Genomic DNA, 21,485 nt, shown 5'->3' with positions numbered 1-21,485 from the left:
CCCAGCGGATTGACGCCCATGGACAGTCCAAGAATGTTCAATTCGAATCCCTCGCGAACACCGGCCAGAACACCAAAATAGCCTCCGAACGACAGCTGGTAACCACTGCCACCCGGGACCTCAGACAGGACGCCGTTACCCAGGTAATCCTTACCAATCGCATGATTCGGCAGGGCCACATCCATTTCCGGAATCTGGCGGATCACCCAGGCGACGAAGGTGTTGCTGTTGGGGCCGGGCCAGGCAGTGTATTCCGTCGGGTATGGGTAGCGGTCAATCACCTCATCCAGTTGATCAATAATCCGCTCCGCCTGCTCACCGCGGATATCCGCAATCAACGTCGGCGGCGCGCCATACCATGCGCGATCCGGGTCGTCTGGCCGGGACTGGACAACGTAGTGACGCCAACCGGTGACTTCATGAACATAGTAGCCATCGGCGCCCGCCTCTTTGGTGCTGATCCAAGTGTGCAATGAGAAATAACCCCGCCAGTTATAGGCGCGGGCCCCGTAGACCTGAACCACGGCCGCATGCTCCTGCTCCGGTCGTGGAGCAATGCCCGCGCTGGAGCGGTCTGCCGTTCGCCAGCTCCCTGAGTCCTGGAGGCCGGCGCAGGCGGCCAGGAACAGCGGGCCGGCGAGCAGAAGTGACAGTGTCAGGGTTATGCCGATAAAACAGCGTTTGAAGATCTTCATCTTACTCCGTGAACGTTCAATGACGATGAGTATACGACAGAGCGATTTCTGAGTTCATTTGAGCCTTAAAGTTCCCATAGTAAGCAAAAGGCCATGCCATTTGATGGTCACGGTTTACTGGTATACGCTGAAAAAAACAGGCATTCGAAGCACTTGCCTTACACTCACAGTCTTTGGAGCAGGAGGCGTCATGTCCGACCATCATGTTTACAAGAAGGTGGAAGTGGTTGGCTCTTCGAAGAAAAGTATCGAGGATGCCATTGAGAATGCAATTGCCGAATGCAGCAAGAACCTTCGTAACATTGAATGGTTCGAGGTGCAGGAGACGCGCGGCCATGTGGTCGACGGAAAAGTCGGACACTATCAGGTTGTGCTGAAAATCGGTTTCAAGATAGAAGGGAGTTGATGTCCGATGACGCTATCCGCGGCCTCTGTGCGTCGTCGTAGTGGTCTTAGCGAAGCATGCGTCGTCTGATGGCGCCAACCAGCTGGTTCAGCAATTCGCGGGACTGGCCCTCGTAAAGCGTGTGAAACTTTTCTTTCTGCACCTCTCGTTCATGGCTGGTGTTCGACGACAGGGAATCCTTGCGCAGATCCATGAAGTGGCAGGCGGCCAGATGGGCTTTTATATGGTTGTCAATCAGTTGCGTAATGAGCCCATCGACGTCGTCATGGCAAAAGGGGCGTACGCGATTGAGGGTACTGCGCGCGTCCAGTGCTGCCTTGCGGGCTTCCAGACGTAGTTCGCCGGCGGGTTCATCGGACTCCACAGAACGCAGAAACATACCCAGCTTGTCGTGCAGTAGCCAGACCAGGGGCCAGATGGCCTCGTAGGCGGCCTTTTCAGCGGAGAACTGCTCACTGGCAATCGGGTTTCTTCCGGCTTCCGTGGAGTCGGCGCCATTGAACTGGGACACGCGTATTTCGTCCATGTCGTGCCACAGGCTTTCGACGCGCTGCTTCACGGTGTCACTCTGTTCAGCTGCGGCCCGCCTGGCGGCGGAGGCCGAAAACAGGGCGACAATTGCCACAACGAGTGCGGCAATTGCGATGAAGAACGTCAACTGTGTTGTCGCGAGAAAGTCGAAAAGGTAGTCCATGTCCATGGCTGCCTGCTCCGGTAAGTGTCTGCACGACCCCTGGCTCGCTACTGATTCTGCTCGGTTTGTCTGAATGGCAGCGCCTGCAGGGCATCTTCAGTATAGGCCATGACATGCTCCGCTTCTTCGCTGGTAAACCTTTCGATGGCGTCGCGAAAACCAGGGTGCATAACGCCATGCCAGGAATGGGTGATCACCGGCTCAAACCCCCGAACCAGTTTGTGTTCCCCCTGCGCGCCAGCATCGAAGCGTGCCAGCCCCAGCCGTATGGCCAGTTCAATGCCTTGATAGTAGCAGGTTTCAAAATGCAGGTGGTCGAATTCCTCCAGGCAACCCCAGTAGCGCCCGTAGAGCGTATCCTCGCCCGTCAGGAATAGGGCGCCGGCGATCATCTCATCCTCTTTTACCGCCATGATAAGGTGTAGGTGCTCCGCTTGGCGGTCTTTCAGCAGGCGGAAAAAGGCCTTGTTCAGGTACGGCCGCTGGCCCCGTTTCAGGTAGGTGGCCTGGTAAAACACGTGGAAGGCCGCGAGCACATTGTCCGGAATATCGTCTCCCGAAAACTGTCGGAATGAAATGCCCTGATCCGCAACCTGTCTCCTTTCCTTACGTATCGATTTGCGCTTGCGCGACGTCAGCCGGGCGAGAAAGTCCTCGAAAGTGTTGTAGCCGTGGTTGTGCCAGTGGAACTGGCAGCCGATACGGTGAAGCTGATTGCTCCTGTCCAGCAATGCCTGGTCCTGGCGGTCCGGGAAAAGCAGGTGCCAGGAGTGGGCGCCCAGGCGGGTGGTGGTGGCATCCAGCGCATCGTGGAGTCGCTCGGGGGTCATCCACTGGCGAAGGCCTTCCGAGAGCAACATCCGTGGCCCCTGGCAGGGTGTGAACGGAATGGCAATCAACAGCTTGGGATAGTAATCCATGCCATAGCGCTGATAGGCATCGGCCCAGGCCCAGTCGAACACGTATTCTCCCATGGAATGAGTTTTCAGGTAGGCCGGAGCCACTCCGGCAAGCTGGTTGTCCAGGTAGAACGCCAGATGGGCCGGCTGCCAGCCTGTCGCAGTGGTTGTACAGCCAGACTCTTCCAGTGCAAGCAAGAATTCGTGTTGAAGAAAGGGGTTATAACGGCCGACAAACCCGTTCCAGTCTTGCGGATGGATGTCATCAATCGACTGGACGGGGCGGATGGTCAGTTCTGCGGTACCGGGTTCTGGCATGGTCAGGGCTTCTCCGTGGTTTACCCAGTACCATACGTCAGAACCCGGTGTGTGATCACTGCTCGGAAGTACGGTTTTCCATGCCCTCGCAGCGCTTTTCCATTTTCTCCTGCCATTTTTCCATCTTGGCGCTGTGTTTTTCTCGCCTTTCCTCGTGGATCTCGTCCCAGATTTCGCGTTGTTCGTCGGTCAGTTTCAGGCGATCCGCCATGTCGTTGCGGTGCTCTTCCCATTTTGCCTGGCGTTTTTCGTTGTTGAACCAGCCTTTGCCCTCGCGCATATTCTCACACATCTCGGTTTTGTCGTGTTTGCCGCGGTGGTGTTCGCCGTGATCCGAGGCCATCGCCATCGGGCTGGTCAAAAGGGTTGCAGCGATCAACGCGCTGGCAATGCGGCCGGAAGTGATGTGTTTCATCGGGTGTTCTCCTGTGTTGTAAGTGAGCCTGCACCAGCAGGCCCGGTCTGAACTACAGGAACTATGCTAGCGAAGTATGGTGTCAGGCGGCGTCAGCGAACTGTAAAGGTTATGCAAAGGAAAATGATGCAAATCAGTGGGCTTGCGGGAGCGTGTTAGACTGCACTCAGTCACAATGGAGGATTGCCATGCAGAACCGGGTGCTGTTGGTTGAAGACGACGAGGAGTTGCGGGAACTGCTGTCCCGCTATCTGGCCAATCAGGGCTTCACCGTAAGAGAAGCAGCAAACGGTCAGGATGGATTGTCACTGGCACTGGGGCAGCATTGTGACCTGGTGGTGCTGGATATCATGTTGCCGGATATCAGTGGCCTGGAAGTGCTGCGTCAGTTAAGGGCAAAAACCCATCTCCCCGTTGTACTGCTGACCGCCCGTGGCGATGAGACGGATCGAATCGTGGGCTTTGAGGTTGGCGCGGATGACTACATACCCAAACCCTGCAATCCCCGGGAACTCATCGCCAGGCTACAGGCATTGCTGCGCCGTGTTGCCTGGGATCAGGAAGTGGGGATGGATGATTCAAGGGCATACGGCGATTTGCGGGTCGAGCCGGTTCATCGTCGAATCTATCAGAACGATGTGGCGCTCGATCTGACCGCGACCGAATACGAGGTATTGCAGGTTCTGCTGGCCCATGCTGGCAGTGTGGTACGTAAGACGGATCTCATGCAGTGGGCTCTGGGCCGTCGACTGGAAGCCTATGATCGCACCCTGGATATGCACATCAGCAATCTTCGGAAAAAGCTGGGGAACGATGACCCGCCCAGAATCGAAACTGTACGCGGGCTGGGCTATAGCTATCGGGTGCCAGTATGACCCGGCGGCTCAGGTTTCCCCTGTTCTGGCGGATCTTCCTGTCGATCTGGCTGGCTATGGCGGTCACAGTACTGATGAGCAATGTGGCAACCCGTGCCTTGATGGAGCGGGAACGAATAGCCATCGAGCGACAGGTCGGCCTGCGGGAATTGGCGCTGGAGGCTCTGGTGGTCAGGGAAAATGAAGGCCGAGGCGCTGCCTGGCGCTTCCTGAAGGAGCAGGGTAAGAGCCTGGATCTTCACCTGTTGTTGATAGACGCGGATCGCAACGACGGCGACCTGCCTTCCTCCATCCGCGAGCGGATGAAATCGGGTGGTTGGCACCGGCAGAAACCGGCGGTTATAGAGGTTGGTGAGGACCACCGCCTGGTGGCCTGGCCCCGCCTGGATGGTGAAGGCTGGCTTGATCCCAAGCTGTTCCGTCTCCTGGAATTGGGCCTGGCGTTCGTCATCATCACGCTCGCCTGTTGGTGGATTGCCCGCCTGGTGTCCCGCCCGCTGAAGCACATGGAATCCACCGCTCGTGCCATCGCTGAAGGTGATAATGCACTTCGGGTCAGCGATCGCATCGCGAGTCGACGGGATGAGGTGGGTGCTTTAGCGACAGCCTTCAACGCCATGACCCAGCAACTGTGCAGTTTGCTCGAGCGCCAGACACACTTGTTGCGTGATATATCCCACGACCTCCGAACTCCTCTGACGCGGCAACGGATTGCGATTGAGCTGGCCAGCGACGGTAGCGTGGATGCGGATCTATTGGCGTCGATCCTGCGGCAGAATGAACGTCTGGAAGCGATGACCTCCCAGATCCTGACACTGTACCGGGTCTCGGAGCAGGGAGGCGACATCGAGCGGGAAGCCGTGCAGCCAGTCGTGGTGATCAATGACGTCCTGAGGGATGCGGCGGACTATGCCGAGCACCGTGGAGTGGATTGCCAGCTTATGGTGGATGAGGGCTGCCGCAACACGTCGCTGTTAGGGGATCGCGGGCTCATTCAGCGGGCACTGGACAATGTCCTTCAGAATGCCCTGGATCATACGCCGCCGGGCAAAAAGGTGCATGTTGCGTTGCGCTGTGATCAACGGCAATTGCTGGTGGACATACGGGATGAAGGTCCAGGTGTGCCCGGGGAGGTTCTGCCCCATCTCTTTGAGCCCTTCTACAGGGCCGATAAGTCTCGCGGCGGCAAGGGGTGGGGGCTTGGCCTGGCCATTGCGAGGGACATTGTTGCCATCCATGATGGCCGGATAGAGGCGTTCAATGCCGAGCCGCACGGTTTGGTGGTGGTGTTGAGGTTTCCGCTCTTCACCGCTGACTGAGGGGTGGAAAAGGCTTGGTGTCGGCCTCATGATGGCTGTGTGTCAGGAACTGGTTGTATGCCCAAGGATTACCCGATACCCGCTGGCTTTCTGGAGCGGGAGACAGAGATCAAAAAGAGTCGATTTATTGCCCGGGTTGCGCCGGTATTGTCCCGGGATGAGGTTAAGGCCTGGCTCGAACAGGCCCGGAACGACCACCCGGATGCCCGTCATATCTGTTGGGCCTATCAGATAGGCCGGCCCGGCGCGGCCGCCGAAGCCGCCATGAACGACGATGGCGAACCATCAGGCACGGCCGGAAAGCCCATTCTCAGTGTGATTCAGCACAAGGATCTGGGAGACGTTCTGGTGATGGTGATACGGTACTTTGGCGGTATCAAACTCGGGGCCGGCGGCCTCGTCAGGGCCTATGCCGGAGCGACTGAAGCTGTCCTTTCGGAGGTTGACAGAGTGATCCAGCAACCCATGTCTCGAGTAACGGTGACTATGACCTTCGCAGATGAACAGCCACTCAGGCATTGGTGTGATCAAAACGGAGCGGAGATTGACAACGTTGGGTACAGCGCCGGTGTAACCGCTGACGTGAGCCTGGTGGAAGAGCGGAATGATGAATTCAAGGCGTTTTGCGATGCCCGGGGTATGGGTTACCGTTTTGAAAGTTAAGGAACCATTTGCGAAACGCTTCGTGTCGACTGTGCGTATACTTTAATAAATGAAGTATGGAAAGAGGCAACCAAGATTATGAAAGTTATCCTTGTGTCCCTGTTTTTGATGGCCCTGGCGGGCTGTGCCAGCAACGTAGTCACCGATTACGATTCCAACGCGGTCTTCGGTAACTACAGTTCCTGGGCATTTGCACCGAAGGGCAAGGACCAGTCTTTCACTTCGCTTGATGGTGGTCGTATAGAGAGTGCGGTTGAGCGAGAGCTGAACCGAAAAGCCATGCGTAAAGTGGAACAGAGCGAGGCGGACCTGCTTGTCACCTGGCAGGTGGTTGAGGAGGAACGTCTCGAGCGCAGCGGTGTTGGGCTCGGCTTCGGCTTTGGCAGCGGTAACTTTGGTTGGGGGCTGTCGTCGGCTCCGCCAGTGCGTGAAATTCAGGAAGGCAAGCTGGTGGTGGAGCTGGTCGATACGGAGACTGATCGTGTCGTCTGGCGCGCAGCGAGCCGGCGCTACCTGAATGAGAACCAGGCAACCGAGTCGCGGCGGGAGCTGATCGACGAGATTGTCGCGGACATGTTTGAAAAATACCCTCCCGGGGCGTGAGTGCCTCAACAGGGCTCTTAAACAACATGAGGACGTTATGAAGAATCGTTCTGGGGGACTGGTGTTCTCCACGGAACAGGGACGAATGTGCCCAGACTGTCGTCACCCCGTTGATGAATGCGTCTGCGGGGCACCGGCTCGTCCCGCCGGCGATGGCGTCGTGCGCGTCAGCAGGGAAACCAAGGGGCGCAAGGGAAAGGGTGTGACCTTGATTACCGGTATCCCGATGGATGACAAGGAACTGAAAGCGTTCGCGAAGGTGTTGAAAGCCCGATGCGGAACCGGTGGCACGGTGAAGGAGGGCACTGTGGAGATCCAGGGTGACCAGCGAGACCTGCTGGTGCCCCTTTTGAAGGAAAAAGGTTGGACGGTGAAGCGATCCGGTGGCTGAGTTTTGTATACTCTTGTGTATACTGTGAGTCGTTCTGAACTTGTTCAACCGGAGAAAATGGATGCACGTACTGGTACTGGGTGCGGGTGTTGTTGGTGTTACTAGCGCATGGTTCCTAAAGCAGCAGGGATATGACGTTACGGTTGTAGACCGGCAAAATCAGGCGGGCACCGAAACCAGTTATGCCAACGGCGGCCAGATATCGGTATCCCACGCCGAGCCCTGGGCCAATCCTTCTGCCCCCTTAAAGCTACTTAAATGGCTGGTCCGGTCCGATGCACCGCTGCTTTTTCGTCCCCGCCTGGACCCGGCCCAGTGGCGCTGGGCGATGGCTTTCCTGAAGCAGTGCACGGCTTCCCGGGCGGCTTATAACCTTCGGCAGATCGTCAATCTGGGGATCTACAGCCGCGCTCATTTACAAGCGTTGCGCCAGGATATCGGCATTGAATACGACCACCTCGAGAGAGGCATCCTGCATTTCTACACCAATCCTGAGGAATTCGAATCGGCCCTGAGGCCGGCCCGCATGATGCGAGAACTGGGGTGTGATCGTCAGGTGATTGACGCCAACAGGGCCGTCGAACTGGAACCCGCCCTGGCTCCGGTTAAAGGCCGGATTGCCGGCGCCACCTACACCTCGGAAGATGAATCCGGTGATGCCCGTCAATTCACCCGGTCCCTGGCGAAAAAGGCCGAGGAAGCCGGTGTGGAGTTCCTCTACAACAGCGAAATCCTGGGGTTCGAGAACACTCAGGATCGGGTACTCGGAGTCAACGTTATCCGCGAAGGCCGCCACCAGATCCTTCGTGCCGACAACTACGTGCTGTGCCTGGGTAGCTACAGCGCTACTCTCGCTCGAAAACTGGGCCTGACTCTGAATGTTTACCCCGCCAAAGGCTATTCCATCACCGTGCCGGTGAAGAGTGAGTCCGCTGCCTTCAACGTCAGCCTTACCGACGATGAATACAAGCTGGTGTACTCAAGACTGGGCGACCGCATACGAGTCGCAGGCACCGCGGAACTGAGCGGCTATAACCGGGCACTGAACCTGACCCGCTGCCGCGCGATCGTCCGGCGCACCGCAGAGTTGATGCCCGATGCGGGGCTCTGGGAAAGGGCCGAGTTCTGGGCCGGATTGCGCCCGGCGACCCCCTCCAATGTGCCCTACATCGGAAAGAGCCACTTCGGCAACCTCTACCTGAACACCGGCCACGGCACGTTGGGGTGGACACATTCCTGCGGTTCCGCGGCAGCTTTGGCAGACATTGTGGCCGGTCGCACCCCCGATGTGGATTTTGCGTTTACCGGGCTTTAGTGCTCCTGCAACTGATCCCGGATCAGTTTCTTGTTGATCTTGCCGACGCTCGTTTTCGGTATGTCGTCGACGAAATCAATCTGGCTCGGTATGGCCCACTTATTGATCTCACCGGAATCCACGAACTGCTTCAGGTGATTCTGGATATCGTCCAGTGAAGCTTCCTCTCCGGGCTTGAGGGTAACCAGTGCGTGGGGGCGTTCGCCCCACTTCTCGTCGGGCACGCCCACAACCGCTGCCCCGGCGACGGCTGGATGCTGACTGATCAGGTTTTCCAGATCCAGGGAGGACAGCCATTCGCCGCCGGTTTTAATCACATCTTTAATGCGGTCCTTGATCAGCAGTGTGTTGTCTGTCCCCAGGCTGGCCACGTCCCCCGTGTGCAGCCAGCCACCTTGCCAGAGCTCCTCGCCTTTCTCCGGCTCCTTGAAGTAACTCTGGGTCAGCCACGGTGCCCGGGCAACCACTTCGCCCTTGGCCTCGCCGTCATGGGGTACCGGTTTGCCCTCAGGATTCACGATTTCCAGCTCCACCATGGGCACCGCAATACCGGTCTTGATGCGTTTGGAGGTCTGCTGCTCCAGAGGCAGTTTCAGATCCTCCGCCGTCAGATGAGTGGTGCTGAGAAGCGGGCAGGTTTCCGACATGCCATATCCCGTGTACATGGACACGCCCAGTCTGGCCCCGGCGTCACACAGGCCGCGCGTAAGGGCGCTGCCACCGATCAGTACGTGCCAGTTGCTGAGGTCGGCCGTCTTGATGGATTCGGTTGCCATCATCATCTGCATGACCGTCGGCACGCAGTGGGAGAAGGTCACCTTGTGCTCCTTGAGGAGGTCGACCAGCAGTTCCGGTTCATAGCGTCCGGGGTAGACCTGTTTTATGCCCAACATGGTCGCCGCGTAAGGCACGCCCCAGGCGTGTACGTGGAACATGGGGGTCACGGGCATGTAAACGGACGAAGACCTCAGTAGCGGCATCTCATCATACGCGGACAAAGAGCCGGTCATTGCCAGTGTATGGAGAACGAGTTGGCGGTGACTGAAGAAAACACCCTTCGGATTCCCGGTGGTACCGGTGGTGTAGAAGGTGGTGGCGATGCTGTTCTCGTCGAAGTCCGGGAAGTCGAACGTTTTACCGGCTTTGGCAAGCAGGTGTTCGTATTCGCCGAGCGATGGCAGTGATGTGGTTTTGGCTTGTGCCTCGTCACTCAGTTGGATGTAGTGTTTGACCGTGTTGATCTCGTCTTTCACGCCTTCCAGGATGGGCAGGAAGTCATCGTGGACCATCACCACGTCGTCTTCAGCGTGATTCATGGTGTAGACAATCTGCTCCGGCGACAGGCGCACGTTCACCGTATGCAGCACGGCGCCAATCATCGGGATGGCAAAGAAGCATTCCAGGTACCGGGGCGTATCCCAGTCCATCACCGCGACGGTGTCACCCGGTTTAACACCCGCGTCGGTGAGGGCGTTGGCCAGTCGGTTAATACGCTCAACCAGGTCGGTATAGGTGTACTTGCTGCGGTTGGCGTAAACGATTTCCTGGTCGGGAGAGTACCGGGGGCCGGAAAGAAGCAGTTGTTTGATCAGCAGTGGGTATTGGTGGGCGTTGTCTGCCGGCTTCAGGATGCGGGTCTGTGCCATGATTCGGTGCCTCTCTCAATTGTTTAATTTATAACGAGAAGAGGGGTAAATCTGACACAGTTTCTGGCTTACGGAAACCTTTAGGCGATAAAAAAGCGCAGATCCGGTGCGGCAGAATTCAATTGGCCCACCGGTCCCGGTCTGCGCCCTCAAGAGGTTATTTGCGAGAGGTTATTCGTAAGTGCAGAGGTAGGCCGTGTCGATGTCAGTCCGGGCTTTGAAGCTGGCCTGTCCCGCCACTTCAAAAAACTCGCCGGAACCATAGGTCATCCATTCTTCCATGCCAGGCAGGAGAACGGTCAATACGCCACTGATCACCGTCATGGTTTCTTTCTTGCTGGTGCCAAACTCATACTCGCCCGGGCTGATCACCCCCACGGTCGCCGGAAGGCTGGAGGTCTGGAAGGCGATGGATTTGGCCTTACCGTCGAAATACTCGTTAACTTTCAGCATGGGATACGCTCCTCAAAATTGTGGGAGCCTACTATACGGGAATTTTGTGCAACTCCAATGACAAATTTGCCGTTACTGGTCCCAGGTATTTCCACGGGTGCTGTCGGTTGTGGGCACGCCAATATGCATTGCCGCCTTTGCCAGTATGTTGGCGCTCACCGGTGCGGTCAGGAAGAGGAACACGGTGATGAGCACTTCGGCAACGCCTACACCTTGTCCCTTGCTGCTGAAGTAGATGACGGAGCTCAGCACGATGGCGCCTACGCCCACGGTGGTCGCCTTCGTTGGGCCGTGCAGACGGGTGTAGAAGTCAGGTAGCCGGGCCAGTCCGATGGCGCCGACCAGGGTGAAAAAACCACCGATGAGCAGTAACAGTGCAATGGCGTATTCTGCAATGGGATTCATAACGGGAAACCTCTGGTCGCTGGGTGCTTGCCTAGGGTGTTATTCAATCACGCTGCCGCGCTTCAGGTACTTGGCCATCGCCACGGTACCAACGAAGCCCATCACGGCGATCAGCAGTGCAGATTCAAGGTACAGGCGTGTGCCCAGCGTTATTCCGAGCAGGACAATCAGCGCGATGGCGTTGATGTACAGGGTGTCCAGCGCCAGTACCCGATCCGGCGCATCCGGCCCTTTGATCAGTCGATAGACATTCAGTACCGTCGCCAGGACAACCATAGCGATGGTGATGTACAGCGCGATGGTAATCATTGAAACATCTCCTTCAGACGTGCCTCGTAGCGGGTGCGAATCGCGTTGATCACCTCGTCGTCGCTCTCGGCGTCAAGGGCGTGGATCAGCAGCAATGTTCTGTCGTCACTGACATCGGCGCTGACGGTTCCCGGTGTCAGGGAAATGGTGCTGGCCAGCATGGAAATGGCCAGGGGATGCGTCAACTCCAGGGGATAGGACACCAGTATCGGTTTGGGTTCGCGGCCGCTGAGTATCAGGCGGGCGACGGAAACGCTGGACACCAGGATATCGTAGAGGACAAGGACCAGATACGGCGGCAGCTTCCAGGGACGTGCGAAGAAGGGAGGGTCCGGCCAAAAGCCACGGGTCAATTGTGGAATCATCCAGGCCAGGACCAGCCCCATGACAACACTGGCGCCAGAAACGCCGTCACTCAGGAACTGCCAGACGGCAAACAGGATGAGGCTGAGGTATGGCTGCGGAAAGCTCAGGCGGTCAAGCATTACTTTTCCTCCCCAACCATGGGTTTGCTCAGGATGTCGGTGTAGGCGCTAGTGTCATGGAGCTGTGCCGCCGTATCTTCGGCGTAGCGGCTGATTGGCCCCGCCAGGATGACCATTACGATACTCAGCGAAATCAATGCGCTTGCAGACACAGACAGGGACGGTGTCAGCTTTTGAGGTTCTTCAATATGACCTTCCACGTTGCGCCAGAACACGATACTGCCTGCGCGGCTGTAGGCGATCAGCGTGAAAAAGCTACCAATCAGCAGTACGCTCCAAAGCCAGGCCACATCCGACTCGGTCACTGCCGACTTGAGAATCAGCAACTTGGCAAAAAAACCACTGAGGGGCGGCAGGCCTACGGCAGCCACGGCCCCCATCAGGAACAGCACACTCAGGAAGGTACGGTTGGCGATTCGCGGCGCGGTGACTATTTTGTCCTGGGCGCTGCCACGTTGACCATCAACGAGATCGGCCACCAGGAACAGGCCGCCGACCACCCAGGTGGTGTTGAGCAGGTAGAACAGTGCTGCGGAGGTGCCGGCTACCGTGCCAAATGAGATCGCGGCAAGCAGTGTTCCTACCGAGATAATGACCTGCCAGGCTACCAGCTTCCTCAGGCTTGCGGCACCCAGAGCCCCGATGACGCCCATGGTCAGAGTGATCAGTGCCAATGGGAAAAGCCAGTCCATACCCAGGCCCGCCAGCTCACCCGCCTGGCTGCCAAAGATCAGGGTAAAGACGCGGATAATGGCGTAGATACCCACCTTGGTCATGACCGCAAACAAGGCTGCGACCGGCGCCGTGGCGTTGGAATAGGCGCCGGGTAGCCAGAAGCACAGCGGCAAAATGGCGGCTTTGAGGCCAAAAACCACCAGCAACATCATGCCACCCGCTTTCACCAGGGGAAGGTTCTCTTCGGCCACCTGCGGAATCTTGACCGCCAGGTCCGCCATGTTGAGCGTTCCCGTGACGCTGTAAATCATGCCAACGGCGATCAGGAATACGGCAGAGCCCGCGAGATTCAGTACCACATAATGCAGTCCAGGAACGGTTCGGCTGGTGCCTTCGCCATGCATCAGTAAGCCATAGGAGGCAATCAGCAGGACCTCGAACGCAACAAAGAGGTTGAACAGGTCCCCGGTCAGAAAGGCGATGTTCAGGCCAAGTAGCTGGAAAAGGAACAGTCCGTGAAACTGACGGCTGCTTTCGTCGGTGCCGCCGATGGCATATATGTGACAGAACAGCGCCAGCACGGCGGTCATGACAAGCATCAGAGCCGCGAGCCTGTCCAGCACCAGTACGATACCGAACGGCGGTTGCCAGTTGCCAAAGGCATAGAGGCGATAGCTACCGTCGTCTGCGAGAACAAGAAGGACGATCGCGGCAACCAGCATCAGCACCGTGGTGGCAATGGCGAGCGTCCGCCTCAGGGCGATGGGAGCGTACCCCATAAAAGCCTGCAATATGCCGCCGATCAGCGGAATCAGTATGGGAGCAGTCAGCCAGTGGTTCATGTATTGGCGCCCTCCTGCTCTTGCGGAATGCGGTCCTGTTCTGGAACGCGGCCGTTGACATGGTCGTCATTGTCGTTGTCGGCAAGGCTGCGCAAGGACAGCACAACAACGAAGGCGGTCATGGCAAAACCGATCACAATGGCGGTCAGCACCAGTGCCTGGGGCAGGGGATCGGAATAGGTTTCCGCGCTGCCGATGATGGGCTGTCCACCTGTCACCAGCCGTCCGGACGAGAACAGGAACAGGTTAACGCCATAAGACAGCATGGTCAGGCCCAACACAACGGGAAAGGTGCGGGCTCTGAGCATCAGGTAAACCCCGGAGGCTGTCAAAGCCCCGATGACCACCGCGAATGCAAGCTCCATTATGAGCCCTCCTTATAGTTGGTACTGTTGATGGCCGAATGGGGCGACAGGCGACCGACGCTGGTCAGCGCCAGCAGTGTGGCGCCGATAACGGTCAGATAAACGCCGAGATCGAAGACCAGCGCCGAGGCTACCTCGAACTTTCCAACCACCGGCCAGTAGACGTAGTCGAACGTGGATGTGAGGAACGGATAGCCGAATGCGAAACTGCCTGCCCCGGCGATCAGTGCAAATAGCAGCCCCAAGCCGATGACGTTGTGGTAGCGGATTGAAATACGGCCCTGGGTCCAGGACATACCGCTGGCAATGTACTGCAGGATCAGCGCCACCGCCGTGATCAACCCGGCGATGAAGCCGCCACCCGGCATGTTGTGGCCGCGCAGGAATATATAGGCGGAGATCATCAGGGCCAGTGGCAGCATCGGCCTGGCAATCTGCTGCAGCATCATTGGGTAAGCGTCCCGCGTCCAGGCATGGCCCTGGCCGTCGCCCGGAGGTGGGGGCAGGTCGACATTGCGCAGCATCGCGTAAATGCCCAGTGCCGCAATGCCCAGAACCGTGATCTCACCGAGGGTATCGAAGCCACGGAAGTCCACAAGAATGACGTTGACCACATTGGTACCACCGCCGCCGGGTTTGCTGTTCTCGAGGAAAAACTCCGAAATCGACGTAAACGGCTGTGTCAGCATGGCCAGGGTAATGAGTGTCATCCCGATACCGGCCGCGCCAGCGATCAGAATATCCCTGATGCGACGGCCTTTCGGCGTCTCGATGGGTGTCCAGGACGGCATGTAGTACAGCGCCAGCATCAGCAGGACAATCGTCACCACTTCAACCGACAACTGCGTCATCGCCAGGTCGGGAGCTGAGAAGCGCGCAAAGCCGAGGGCAACAAGAAGACCGACGACGCTGAGCAGAACCAGCGCAAAGAACCGGTCACGATGCATCGCCGCCGTGCCCAGGGACGCAACCACCAGGATGGCAATCCCGATAAGCGTGGGCCAGTCCACCGGGCTAAGCCCATTACTGCCAATGGCAATCCCCAGGTCCCAGAGCGGGAGCACCGAGACGGCAATCACGCTGACGATCAGCAGCATGGCGTAGCGTTGCAGTGAACCGTTCTCGATGTAGGCGGTAACGGTGTGAGCAGTGTCCGAAATTCGGCTAACGATGGCTTCGAAGACCGCTTTTTCATCAATTTCCTTGAAACGGGCATGGAAATCGAAAAACCGCTGGCGCTGTGTATACATCAGCAGACCACCGAAGAAGGCTACGAAACTCATCAGCAGCGGCAGGTTAAAGCCGTGAATAACCGTCAGGTGATATTCTGGAACGTCTCCGCCCAGAGTGGCCGACGCTGCGGCATAGAGCAGTGGGCCGACAGAAAACGCCGGGAACATGCCCACCATCAAGCAAGCGAAGACCAGGATCTCAACGGGTATCTTCATGTACCTCGGTGGCTCATGGGGAGGAAAGATCGGCAGGTTGACAGGCCGACCGTTGAAAAACACGTCGTGGATGAACCGTGCCGAATAGGCAACGGCAAATATGCCGGCCAGTGTTGCAACAAGCGGCGGCAGGTACGCCCACAGGCCTGGAAGATTCAGTTCCAGGGCTTCGGCGAAGAACATCTCCTTGCTCAGGAAGCCATTGAGCAGAGGTACGCCCGCCATTGACGATGCCGCCACCATGGCCAGCGTGGCGGTGTGTGGCATGTAGCGCCAAAGACCGTTAATCCTGCGCATGTCCCGGGTGCCGGTCTCATGGTCAATAATGCCGGCGGCCATAAACAGGGACGCCTTGAATATTGCGTGGTTGATGACGTGAAACACCGCGGCGACGGCAGCCAGTTGGGTACCCATACCAAATAGCAGAGTAATAAGGCCAAGATGACTGACGGTTGAATGGGCCAGAAGGCCTTTGAGGTCATGCTTGAACATGGCGACATAGGCGCCAATCAGCAGCGTGGCCATGCCGGTAAAGCTGACCATGTAGAACCACTGTTCGGTGCCGGCGAGGGCCGGGTACAGCCGGGCCATCAGGAAGATGCCTGCTTTCACCATGGTGGCTGAATGCAGGTAGGCTGAAACAGGTGTTGGCGCCTGCATGGCGTGGGGTAGCCAGAAGTGGAACGGGAACTGTGCGGACTTGGTGAACGCACCCAGTAGTACCAGGGTCAGTGCCACCGGGTACATGCTGTGGTTCTTGATAAGATCCCCGGCGGCGAGCACGTCCTCCAGTTCATAGCTGCCGACGATGTTACCAATCAGCAGAATTCCGGCCAGCAGTGCCAGGCCGCCACCACCGGTGATGGCCAACGACATCCTTGCGCCGCGGCGGGCGTCTTTTTTATGGGTCCAGAAGCTGATCAACAGAAACGAAGTCAGACTGGTCAACTCCCAGAAAATCACCATTAGCAGGAGATTGCTCGACAACACAATGCCAAGCATGGAGCCTTTGAAACATAAGAGTAGCGCGTAGAACTTACCGACGTTCTCGTGCGGCTTCAGGTAGTAGCGGGCGTACAGGATGATCAGCAGCCCGATAATCAGAATCAGCAGCGTAAAAAGCAGCGACAGGCCGTCCAGGCGAAAGCTGAGAGACAGTCCGAGGGCCGGTAGCCACTCAGTGGTGTGCTGCACAATGCCGCCGTCGGCGAGGACTGCCCAGTGGGGGTATAGTGCCGCTAACCCAATGATGGCTGGGACACAGGAAATGACAGCAATTGCCGTGCGTCCGCCCTGGGCGAACAGTGGGGCCGCGAGGGCTCCCAGAAACGGCAGTAAAACGACCAGCGGTAGCGACATCGCAACCTCTTATTGGCTTTCTTCTTTATGGATGGAGAAGCAGGTGTTGCCTGAGTTTAGCCCCCGGTGTCCGTGCTTGCACGGGCAACCATTTGAATGGTGGCCAGAATATCAGCAGTGATGGGGTGGATCCGGGAAGTAGGGCAAGCTGCCGCGATGCTTCTTTGCATCAGCAGCGACCGGTGAAAAGCCGGGATGTGTATTAGCCAGGGACCTTGCGGTCGTCATGGTTGCTCCGATAATCAGTTACCCCGGCTGATGATACGTGGACGTCTACGCAGGTCAAGTACGCTGACCATTTATCCGCGTTCAGAAGTCGCGACGGTCCTGGAAGGGTTTGTCGGGAGAACCGGAGTTCCGGGCAACAGCAATGCGCTGGTTCGCCCGCCCGAGCACCTTTTTCTGCAGCTTTGTTTCCCAGTCCAGTGCGGTTTTGTCGGTGGCGTTCCAGCTGCGATTGAACAACAGCTTGCTGGCGGCGACGGCGTCTGGTGAGCGCTCGGCCAGCTCCCGGGCGAAGTTCATTGCCTCTGCCATTGGGTCGTTGCTGATGCGGCTGACCAGTCCCATGGCTTTTGCTTCTGTGCCGTCAAATCGTCGCGCGGTCATGGTCAATTCCTTGGCCAGATCAATGGGCACCAGTTCCCGCAGGGTTACCGTCAGGCTCATATCCGGGATCAGTCCCCATTTGCTCTCCATAATAGAGAACTCGCAGTCGGCGGTGGAAAACCGAAAATCGGCACCCAGCGCAATCTGGAAACCACCACCGAAACAGTAGCCATGGGTAACGGCAATCACCGGTGCCGGTACATCCCGCCATAGATAGCCAACATCCTGGGCGAGGTTGCTGATCCTGCGGCCAGGTTTGACCAGTAGTTTGAGGAAATTCACCGGATTCTTCGACACAGTCTTCACATCCAGCCCGGAGCAGAAGGCGTCTCCGGCACCGTTCAGGATGATGGCGCGCACGCTGCGATCTTTCTTCAGGGTTTTGGTCGCCCTGGTGATCGCCTCGAACATGGGCATATCCAGGCCGTTGTATTTCTCCGGCCGGTTCAGGGTCACAATGGCGATACCGTCCTCGATCGTGATCAATACCCGTTCAGAATCTCGTGCGCTCATAGTGTGGGTTCCATGTCATACGTTAGTCGTAGGCCGCTATGCTACCATGTTGCCTCCTGATGAAAACGTCCGCATGAGACGAACGGACGACCAGACGACCAGATAAAGAGAAATAACATGACCGTAGCCTATCCGAACCTGCTGAAGCCCCTCGACCTGGGTTTCACCGAGTTGAAAAACCGCGTGCTTATGGGCTCCATGCATACCGGCCTGGAAGACCGGTTCTGGAATATCCACAAGCTTGCCCGTTATTTTGCCGAGCGTGCGGAAGGTGGTGTGGGGTTGATGGTCACTGGGGGCTTTTCACCCAACTTTGTCGGCCAGCTTTCGCCCCTGGCGTCCACCATGAATCATCGCGGCACCGCCATGCTTCACCGTCATGTCACCAGTGAAGTTCATGACGCCGGCGGCAAGATCTGCCTGCAACTGCTTCATGCCGGTCGCTACGGCTACCAGCCTTTCAGTGTATCCGCCTCGGCCACCAAGGCGCCCATTACGCCGTTCAAGGCCCGTGCGCTCTCGACCAAGGGGGTCGATAAGCAGATCGATGACTTTGTCAGCGCTGCAAAACTGGCGAAACTGGCCCGTTATGACGGCGTTGAGGTGATGGGCTCAGAAGGCTACTTCATCAACCAGTTCCTGTGCGAGCGCACCAATAAACGCACCGACAAATGGGGCGGCCCGTTCGAGAATCGCATGCAGTTGCCGGTGGAGATTGTTCGCCGGATGCGGGAGGCGGTGGGCCCCGAGTTCATTATCATTTACCGCCTGTCGATGCTGGACCTTGTAGAAGGTGGGCAGACCTGGGATCAGGTGGTGCAACTGGGCAAAGCCATCGAAAAAGCCGGTGCCACCATTATCAATACCGGCATCGGCTGGCACGAAGCCCGGGTGCCAACGATCGTGACGTCGGTGCCGCGGGGCGGCTTTGCAGACGTAACTGCCAAATTTTATGGCGAAGTGGACATTCCGGTGTGCACCACCAACCGAATCAACACCCCGGAAAAAGGCGAGGAAATCCTCGCGGCGGGGAAGGCGGATATGGTGTCCATGGCACGGCCGTTGCTGGCGGATTCGGAATTTGTGCGCAAGGCAGAGCAGAACCGCAGCGACGAGATCAACACCTGTATTGCCTGCAATCAGGCCTGTCTGGATCACGTGTTCCAGCTCAAGCGGGCGTCCTGCCTGGTGAATCCACGCGCCTGCCACGAAACCGAACTGGTACTGACGGTGGCTCCGGTCAGCCGTCGCGTGGCGGTAGTCGGAGCCGGCCCTGCCGGTTTGGCGGCAGCGACGACGGCCGCCAAACGGGGGCACAAGGTGACGTTGTTCGAAGCGGACGACAAAATTGGCGGCCAGTTCAACTACGCCAAGCGCATTCCCGGCAAGGAAGAGTTCTATGAAACGCTGCGTTACTACCAGCGCCAGATCGAGATCCTGGGTGTTGAACTGAAACTCAATACCCGCGTGGATGCAGATGCGTTGGGAGAATTGGGCTTTGACGACGTGATCATCGCCACGGGCGTGAAACCGCGAACGCCAAGAATTGATGGCATCGACCACCCGAAGGTACTCGGTTATCTCGATGTCCTGCGCCACAACAAGCCCGTGGGCCAGTCGGTCGCGGTGATAGGTGCCGGTGGTATCGGCTTCGATGTCAGCGAGTTCCTCACCCATGAATTTGGTCATCACCCTGAGGGAGAGCAGGTTAGCATGGCAGACTGGCAGGCTGAGTGGGGCGTCGATCCGCAATTCGATGGGCCCGGAGGCCTGGCTGAGCGCAAGCCAACATCGTCACCCCGCAAGATCTACCTGATGCAGCGGAAAACCAGCAAAGTTGGCGGTGGTCTGGGCAAGACCTCTGGTTGGGTGCACCGCAACAGCCTCAAGCACCGTGACGTTGAGATGCTGAGAGGGTGTAGTTACGAGAAAATTGATGATGACGGGCTGCATATCACGCTGTCCGACAAGGATGGCAAAGTCACCGAAAGTAAGGTTCTGGATGTCGACAACGTCATCATATGCGCAGGTCAGGAGCCTTTCCGGGCGTTGTTCGATGATTTGGTCAATCGGGGTATTCAGACCCACCTGATCGGTGGTGCGGACGTGGCCGAAGAGCTGGACGCCAAACGTGCTATTCGGCAGGGAACTGAAGTGGCTGCCCGGATTTGACCGGGTGGACAATTTTGGTCATAAAGTGATCATTTTGATCATTTGTGACCAGTCTCGGCGTCAGTCATCGTTACGGTGACTGGCCCGGGTTACCGAATGGCTTTCAGAGCCTCGCTGATGGCGTCCGCCTCAGCGGATAATACCCGATAGCGGAGGCTATCGGCCTGCTGGCTGGCCTGAAGTAGCTGTTTCTGCTTCATGTCGTAAAGGCGACTGAGCAGGGCGCATTGCTGGTTTTTTTGCGGTGCGTTCATGGTATTACCCTCCACAGGAAGTAGCCTGTGTCAGTTATTTTTACGTTTTGCCTCGGCTTTTGGCCTTGTAGTGAAAACGAAGCATAACCCGGGCCAAAAGTGCGCCTGCTCGGGTTACCTCCCAAATCTCGCCCGATAAATACCGGGTGCCAGGCCGGTATGCTTCCTGAACAGGCGGCTGAATGAACTGACATCCTCGTAGCCCACCAGCCGCGTGACTTCCTCAACCGCCACCCGCGAGTTCTCCAGGTGCTTCCTGGCCGCCTCGATTCTCAAGAGTTGCAGGTAACCGGTGGGGGTATCCCCGGTAGCCGCTTTAAATCGACGAATCAGCGATCGCTCCGTTAAACCGGCGAATGTGGCAAGGTCTTGCAGCGTCACCGGCCTGGTATGGTTCACATCCAGCCAGTCCTGCAGTTTCAGAATTGCGGCGTCGGAATGATAGCGCCGGGCCTGAAGGGCCCCATAAGGCGCCTGACTGGTCCGTCCCGCATCAATCACAAATGCCTTCGCCAACTCCCGCGCCACCTTTGCCCCGGCATAACGCTCCACCAGGTACACCCCGAGATCCCACCACGCCATACCACCGCCGGCACAGGCAATGTGCCCATCCACCGTAATCAGCTTGTCCGGATGTAGAGCCACCCCCGGGAAACGCTGCCGGAACTGGTGACTGAACCCCCAATGCGTCGTCGCCTGCCGCCCCTCCAGCAACCCCGCCTCCGCCAGCAGAAACGCCCCCGTGCAGTTACTGGCCACCCGAACCTGCCCGGAAGGCGCCTCTCGAAAGTCACTGAGCCAGTTAATCAACCCGGAATTGGCTTCCAGAACCTGCGCAATCGGCGCGCCAATCGTGGGTACAATGACCAGGTCTGCCTGCGAATTACCGGTGGGAATGTCACGCCAGTCCCCATCGGCCATCAATGTTATCCCATTGATACACCGACAGGGCCGACCACCCTCGGTCAGCAATTGAGTGGTGAACTGCTGCTCCGGAGGCGTATCGTTGATGCGTGCCCAGGTTACCCCCGCCAGTCGAAACAGGTCGATAACCCCTGTAATCGCACTGGCAAGCGCCCCATCAAACCCAATAACAGAAACCGTTCGCATACCACCTCCAATTCAGAGCGCGGCCCAGGAAGACCCTCCCGGGACTGTCGGCAGCAAGGATGCTGCCGTCAAGCGTACACGGACGTATTCACAGCGTGTCCCGGGAGGGTCTTCCCGGTTGGTGCCCGTCTGCCGAGCACCACAAGCCGCGCATTCACAAAAGGAGACCTGGAATAAAAGTGGCAATTTTAACCATGATTATGTCATTAACGCCGGTTTCAACAAAAACAACCGTATGAGAGGCTAT

23 protein-coding genes are annotated in these 21,485 nt (G+C 57.7%); 8 read left to right on the top strand and 15 right to left on the bottom strand.

The features are described 5' to 3' along the window. Positions 1-695 (bottom strand): DUF3750 domain-containing protein (locus MDG893_RS14170; RefSeq protein ID WP_007154495.1); only part of this gene is annotated, 695 nt, incomplete at its 3' end. Positions 696-885: 190 nt separating this feature from the next. Between MDG893_RS14170 and MDG893_RS14165 the strand changes: the two genes are divergently transcribed. After that, positions 886-1,101 (top strand): dodecin, encoded by a 216-nt coding sequence (locus MDG893_RS14165; RefSeq protein WP_007154494.1) that lies wholly within the window; start codon positions 886-888, stop codon positions 1,099-1,101. 46 nt (positions 1,102-1,147) lie between these two features. Here the strand turns inward: MDG893_RS14165 and MDG893_RS14160 are convergent, their stop codons facing one another. From MDG893_RS14160 to MDG893_RS14150, 3 genes are read right to left on the bottom strand one after another with little or no spacing between them, the layout of a single operon-like run. Next, positions 1,148-1,801, bottom strand: coding sequence for a hypothetical protein (locus MDG893_RS14160; protein ID WP_007154493.1), 654 nt, complete (start codon positions 1,799-1,801; stop codon positions 1,148-1,150). A 41-nt stretch (positions 1,802-1,842) separates the two neighbouring features. Next, a complete protein-coding gene (locus MDG893_RS14155; RefSeq protein WP_007154492.1) occupies positions 1,843-3,012 on the bottom strand; it encodes a GNAT family N-acetyltransferase in 1,170 nt (389 codons plus the stop codon). Positions 3,013-3,067: 55 nt separating this feature from the next. Continuing rightward, a complete protein-coding gene (locus tag MDG893_RS14150; RefSeq protein WP_007154491.1) occupies positions 3,068-3,427 on the bottom strand; it encodes a hypothetical protein in 360 nt (119 codons plus the stop codon). A 188-nt stretch (positions 3,428-3,615) separates the two neighbouring features. On the opposite strand from MDG893_RS14150, the gene MDG893_RS14145 reads away from it, so the two are divergent. The 6 genes from MDG893_RS14145 (at position 3,616) to MDG893_RS14120 (ending at position 8,593) form a co-directional block, all read left to right on the top strand. Further along, on the top strand, positions 3,616-4,302 hold the full coding sequence (locus tag MDG893_RS14145) for a response regulator transcription factor (RefSeq protein ID WP_007154490.1): 687 nt from the start codon (positions 3,616-3,618) through the stop codon (positions 4,300-4,302). Next, the gene (locus tag MDG893_RS14140) at positions 4,299-5,621 is read left to right on the top strand and encodes a HAMP domain-containing sensor histidine kinase (RefSeq protein ID WP_007154489.1); all 1,323 of its coding nucleotides are present in this window, start codon (positions 4,299-4,301) and stop codon (positions 5,619-5,621) included. Before MDG893_RS14145 ends, MDG893_RS14140 begins: the two co-directional genes overlap by 4 nt. A 57-nt stretch (positions 5,622-5,678) precedes the next feature. Continuing rightward, positions 5,679-6,284: a YigZ family protein gene (locus MDG893_RS14135; protein ID WP_007154488.1), complete on the top strand. Its 606-nt coding sequence runs from the start codon at positions 5,679-5,681 to the stop codon at positions 6,282-6,284. 78 nt (positions 6,285-6,362) lie between these two features. Further along, complete coding sequence (locus tag MDG893_RS14130; protein WP_007154487.1) at positions 6,363-6,887, top strand: DUF4136 domain-containing protein; 525 nt, start codon at positions 6,363-6,365, stop codon at positions 6,885-6,887. A gap of 37 nt (positions 6,888-6,924) precedes the next feature. Further along, positions 6,925-7,278 carry a translation initiation factor Sui1 gene (locus MDG893_RS14125; RefSeq protein WP_040474631.1) on the top strand — a complete coding sequence of 118 codons (354 nt, stop codon included), beginning with the start codon at positions 6,925-6,927 and terminating at the stop codon, positions 7,276-7,278. A gap of 61 nt (positions 7,279-7,339) precedes the next feature. Continuing rightward, positions 7,340-8,593, top strand: coding sequence for a D-amino acid dehydrogenase (locus tag MDG893_RS14120; RefSeq protein WP_007154485.1), 1,254 nt, complete (start codon positions 7,340-7,342; stop codon positions 8,591-8,593). On the opposite strand, the gene MDG893_RS14115 is transcribed toward MDG893_RS14120, so the two are convergent. The 9 genes from MDG893_RS14115 to MDG893_RS14075 form a co-directional block, all read right to left on the bottom strand. Then, complete coding sequence (locus MDG893_RS14115; protein WP_007154484.1) at positions 8,590-10,239, bottom strand: fatty acid--CoA ligase; 1,650 nt, start codon at positions 10,237-10,239, stop codon at positions 8,590-8,592. The two genes, MDG893_RS14120 and MDG893_RS14115, sit on opposite strands and share 4 nt — an antisense overlap. Before the next feature lie 171 nt (positions 10,240-10,410). Further along, positions 10,411-10,692 carry a pyrimidine/purine nucleoside phosphorylase gene (gene ppnP / locus MDG893_RS14110; RefSeq protein ID WP_007154483.1) on the bottom strand — a complete coding sequence of 94 codons (282 nt, stop codon included), beginning with the start codon at positions 10,690-10,692 and terminating at the stop codon, positions 10,411-10,413. A gap of 72 nt (positions 10,693-10,764) precedes the next feature. Then, the gene (locus tag MDG893_RS14105) at positions 10,765-11,097 is read right to left on the bottom strand and encodes a Na+/H+ antiporter subunit G (protein ID WP_007154482.1); all 333 of its coding nucleotides are present in this window, start codon (positions 11,095-11,097) and stop codon (positions 10,765-10,767) included. Between the two features lie 39 nt (positions 11,098-11,136). Then, complete coding sequence (locus MDG893_RS14100; protein WP_007154481.1) at positions 11,137-11,406, bottom strand: K+/H+ antiporter subunit F; 270 nt, start codon at positions 11,404-11,406, stop codon at positions 11,137-11,139. Further along, positions 11,403-11,891, bottom strand: a complete 489-nt coding sequence (locus tag MDG893_RS14095) for a Na+/H+ antiporter subunit E (RefSeq protein ID WP_007154480.1) — start codon at positions 11,889-11,891, stop codon at positions 11,403-11,405. Before MDG893_RS14095 ends, MDG893_RS14100 begins: the two co-directional genes overlap by 4 nt. Further along, positions 11,891-13,408 carry a monovalent cation/H+ antiporter subunit D gene (locus MDG893_RS14090; protein WP_007154479.1) on the bottom strand — a complete coding sequence of 506 codons (1,518 nt, stop codon included), beginning with the start codon at positions 13,406-13,408 and terminating at the stop codon, positions 11,891-11,893. The genes MDG893_RS14095 and MDG893_RS14090 overlap by 1 nt, the downstream gene beginning before the upstream one ends. Further along, positions 13,405-13,773 carry a Na+/H+ antiporter subunit C gene (locus MDG893_RS14085; RefSeq protein WP_007154478.1) on the bottom strand — a complete coding sequence of 123 codons (369 nt, stop codon included), beginning with the start codon at positions 13,771-13,773 and terminating at the stop codon, positions 13,405-13,407. The genes MDG893_RS14090 and MDG893_RS14085 overlap by 4 nt, the downstream gene beginning before the upstream one ends. Continuing rightward, positions 13,773-16,580 carry a monovalent cation/H+ antiporter subunit A gene (locus tag MDG893_RS14080; protein WP_007154477.1) on the bottom strand — a complete coding sequence of 936 codons (2,808 nt, stop codon included), beginning with the start codon at positions 16,578-16,580 and terminating at the stop codon, positions 13,773-13,775. The genes MDG893_RS14085 and MDG893_RS14080 overlap by 1 nt, the downstream gene beginning before the upstream one ends. Before the next feature lie 309 nt (positions 16,581-16,889). Further along, positions 16,890-17,702 carry a crotonase/enoyl-CoA hydratase family protein gene (locus MDG893_RS14075; RefSeq protein WP_007154476.1) on the bottom strand — a complete coding sequence of 271 codons (813 nt, stop codon included), beginning with the start codon at positions 17,700-17,702 and terminating at the stop codon, positions 16,890-16,892. A gap of 117 nt (positions 17,703-17,819) precedes the next feature. Between MDG893_RS14075 and MDG893_RS14070 the strand changes: the two genes are divergently transcribed. Further along, on the top strand, positions 17,820-19,874 hold the full coding sequence (locus tag MDG893_RS14070) for an NADPH-dependent 2,4-dienoyl-CoA reductase (RefSeq protein WP_007154475.1): 2,055 nt from the start codon (positions 17,820-17,822) through the stop codon (positions 19,872-19,874). A gap of 89 nt (positions 19,875-19,963) precedes the next feature. Here MDG893_RS14070 and MDG893_RS21080 read toward each other — a convergent pair whose 3' ends face one another. Together MDG893_RS21080 and MDG893_RS14065 are read right to left on the bottom strand one after the other, a co-directional pair. Beyond that, on the bottom strand, positions 19,964-20,128 hold the full coding sequence (locus tag MDG893_RS21080; protein WP_007154474.1) for a hypothetical protein: 165 nt from the start codon (positions 20,126-20,128) through the stop codon (positions 19,964-19,966). Positions 20,129-20,242: 114 nt separating this feature from the next. Continuing rightward, entirely contained in the window at positions 20,243-21,238 is a 996-nt protein-coding gene (locus MDG893_RS14065) for a GlxA family transcriptional regulator (RefSeq protein WP_007154473.1), read from the bottom strand. Positions 21,239-21,485: the final 247 nt, after the last annotated feature.

Origin of the sequence: Marinobacter algicola DG893, assembly GCF_000170835.1 — a bacterium.
Lineage (GTDB): Bacteria > Pseudomonadota > Gammaproteobacteria > Pseudomonadales > Oleiphilaceae > Marinobacter > Marinobacter algicola.
Note: the sequence above shows the minus strand (reverse complement) of the source record. Positions and strands in the feature narration are given on the sequence as shown.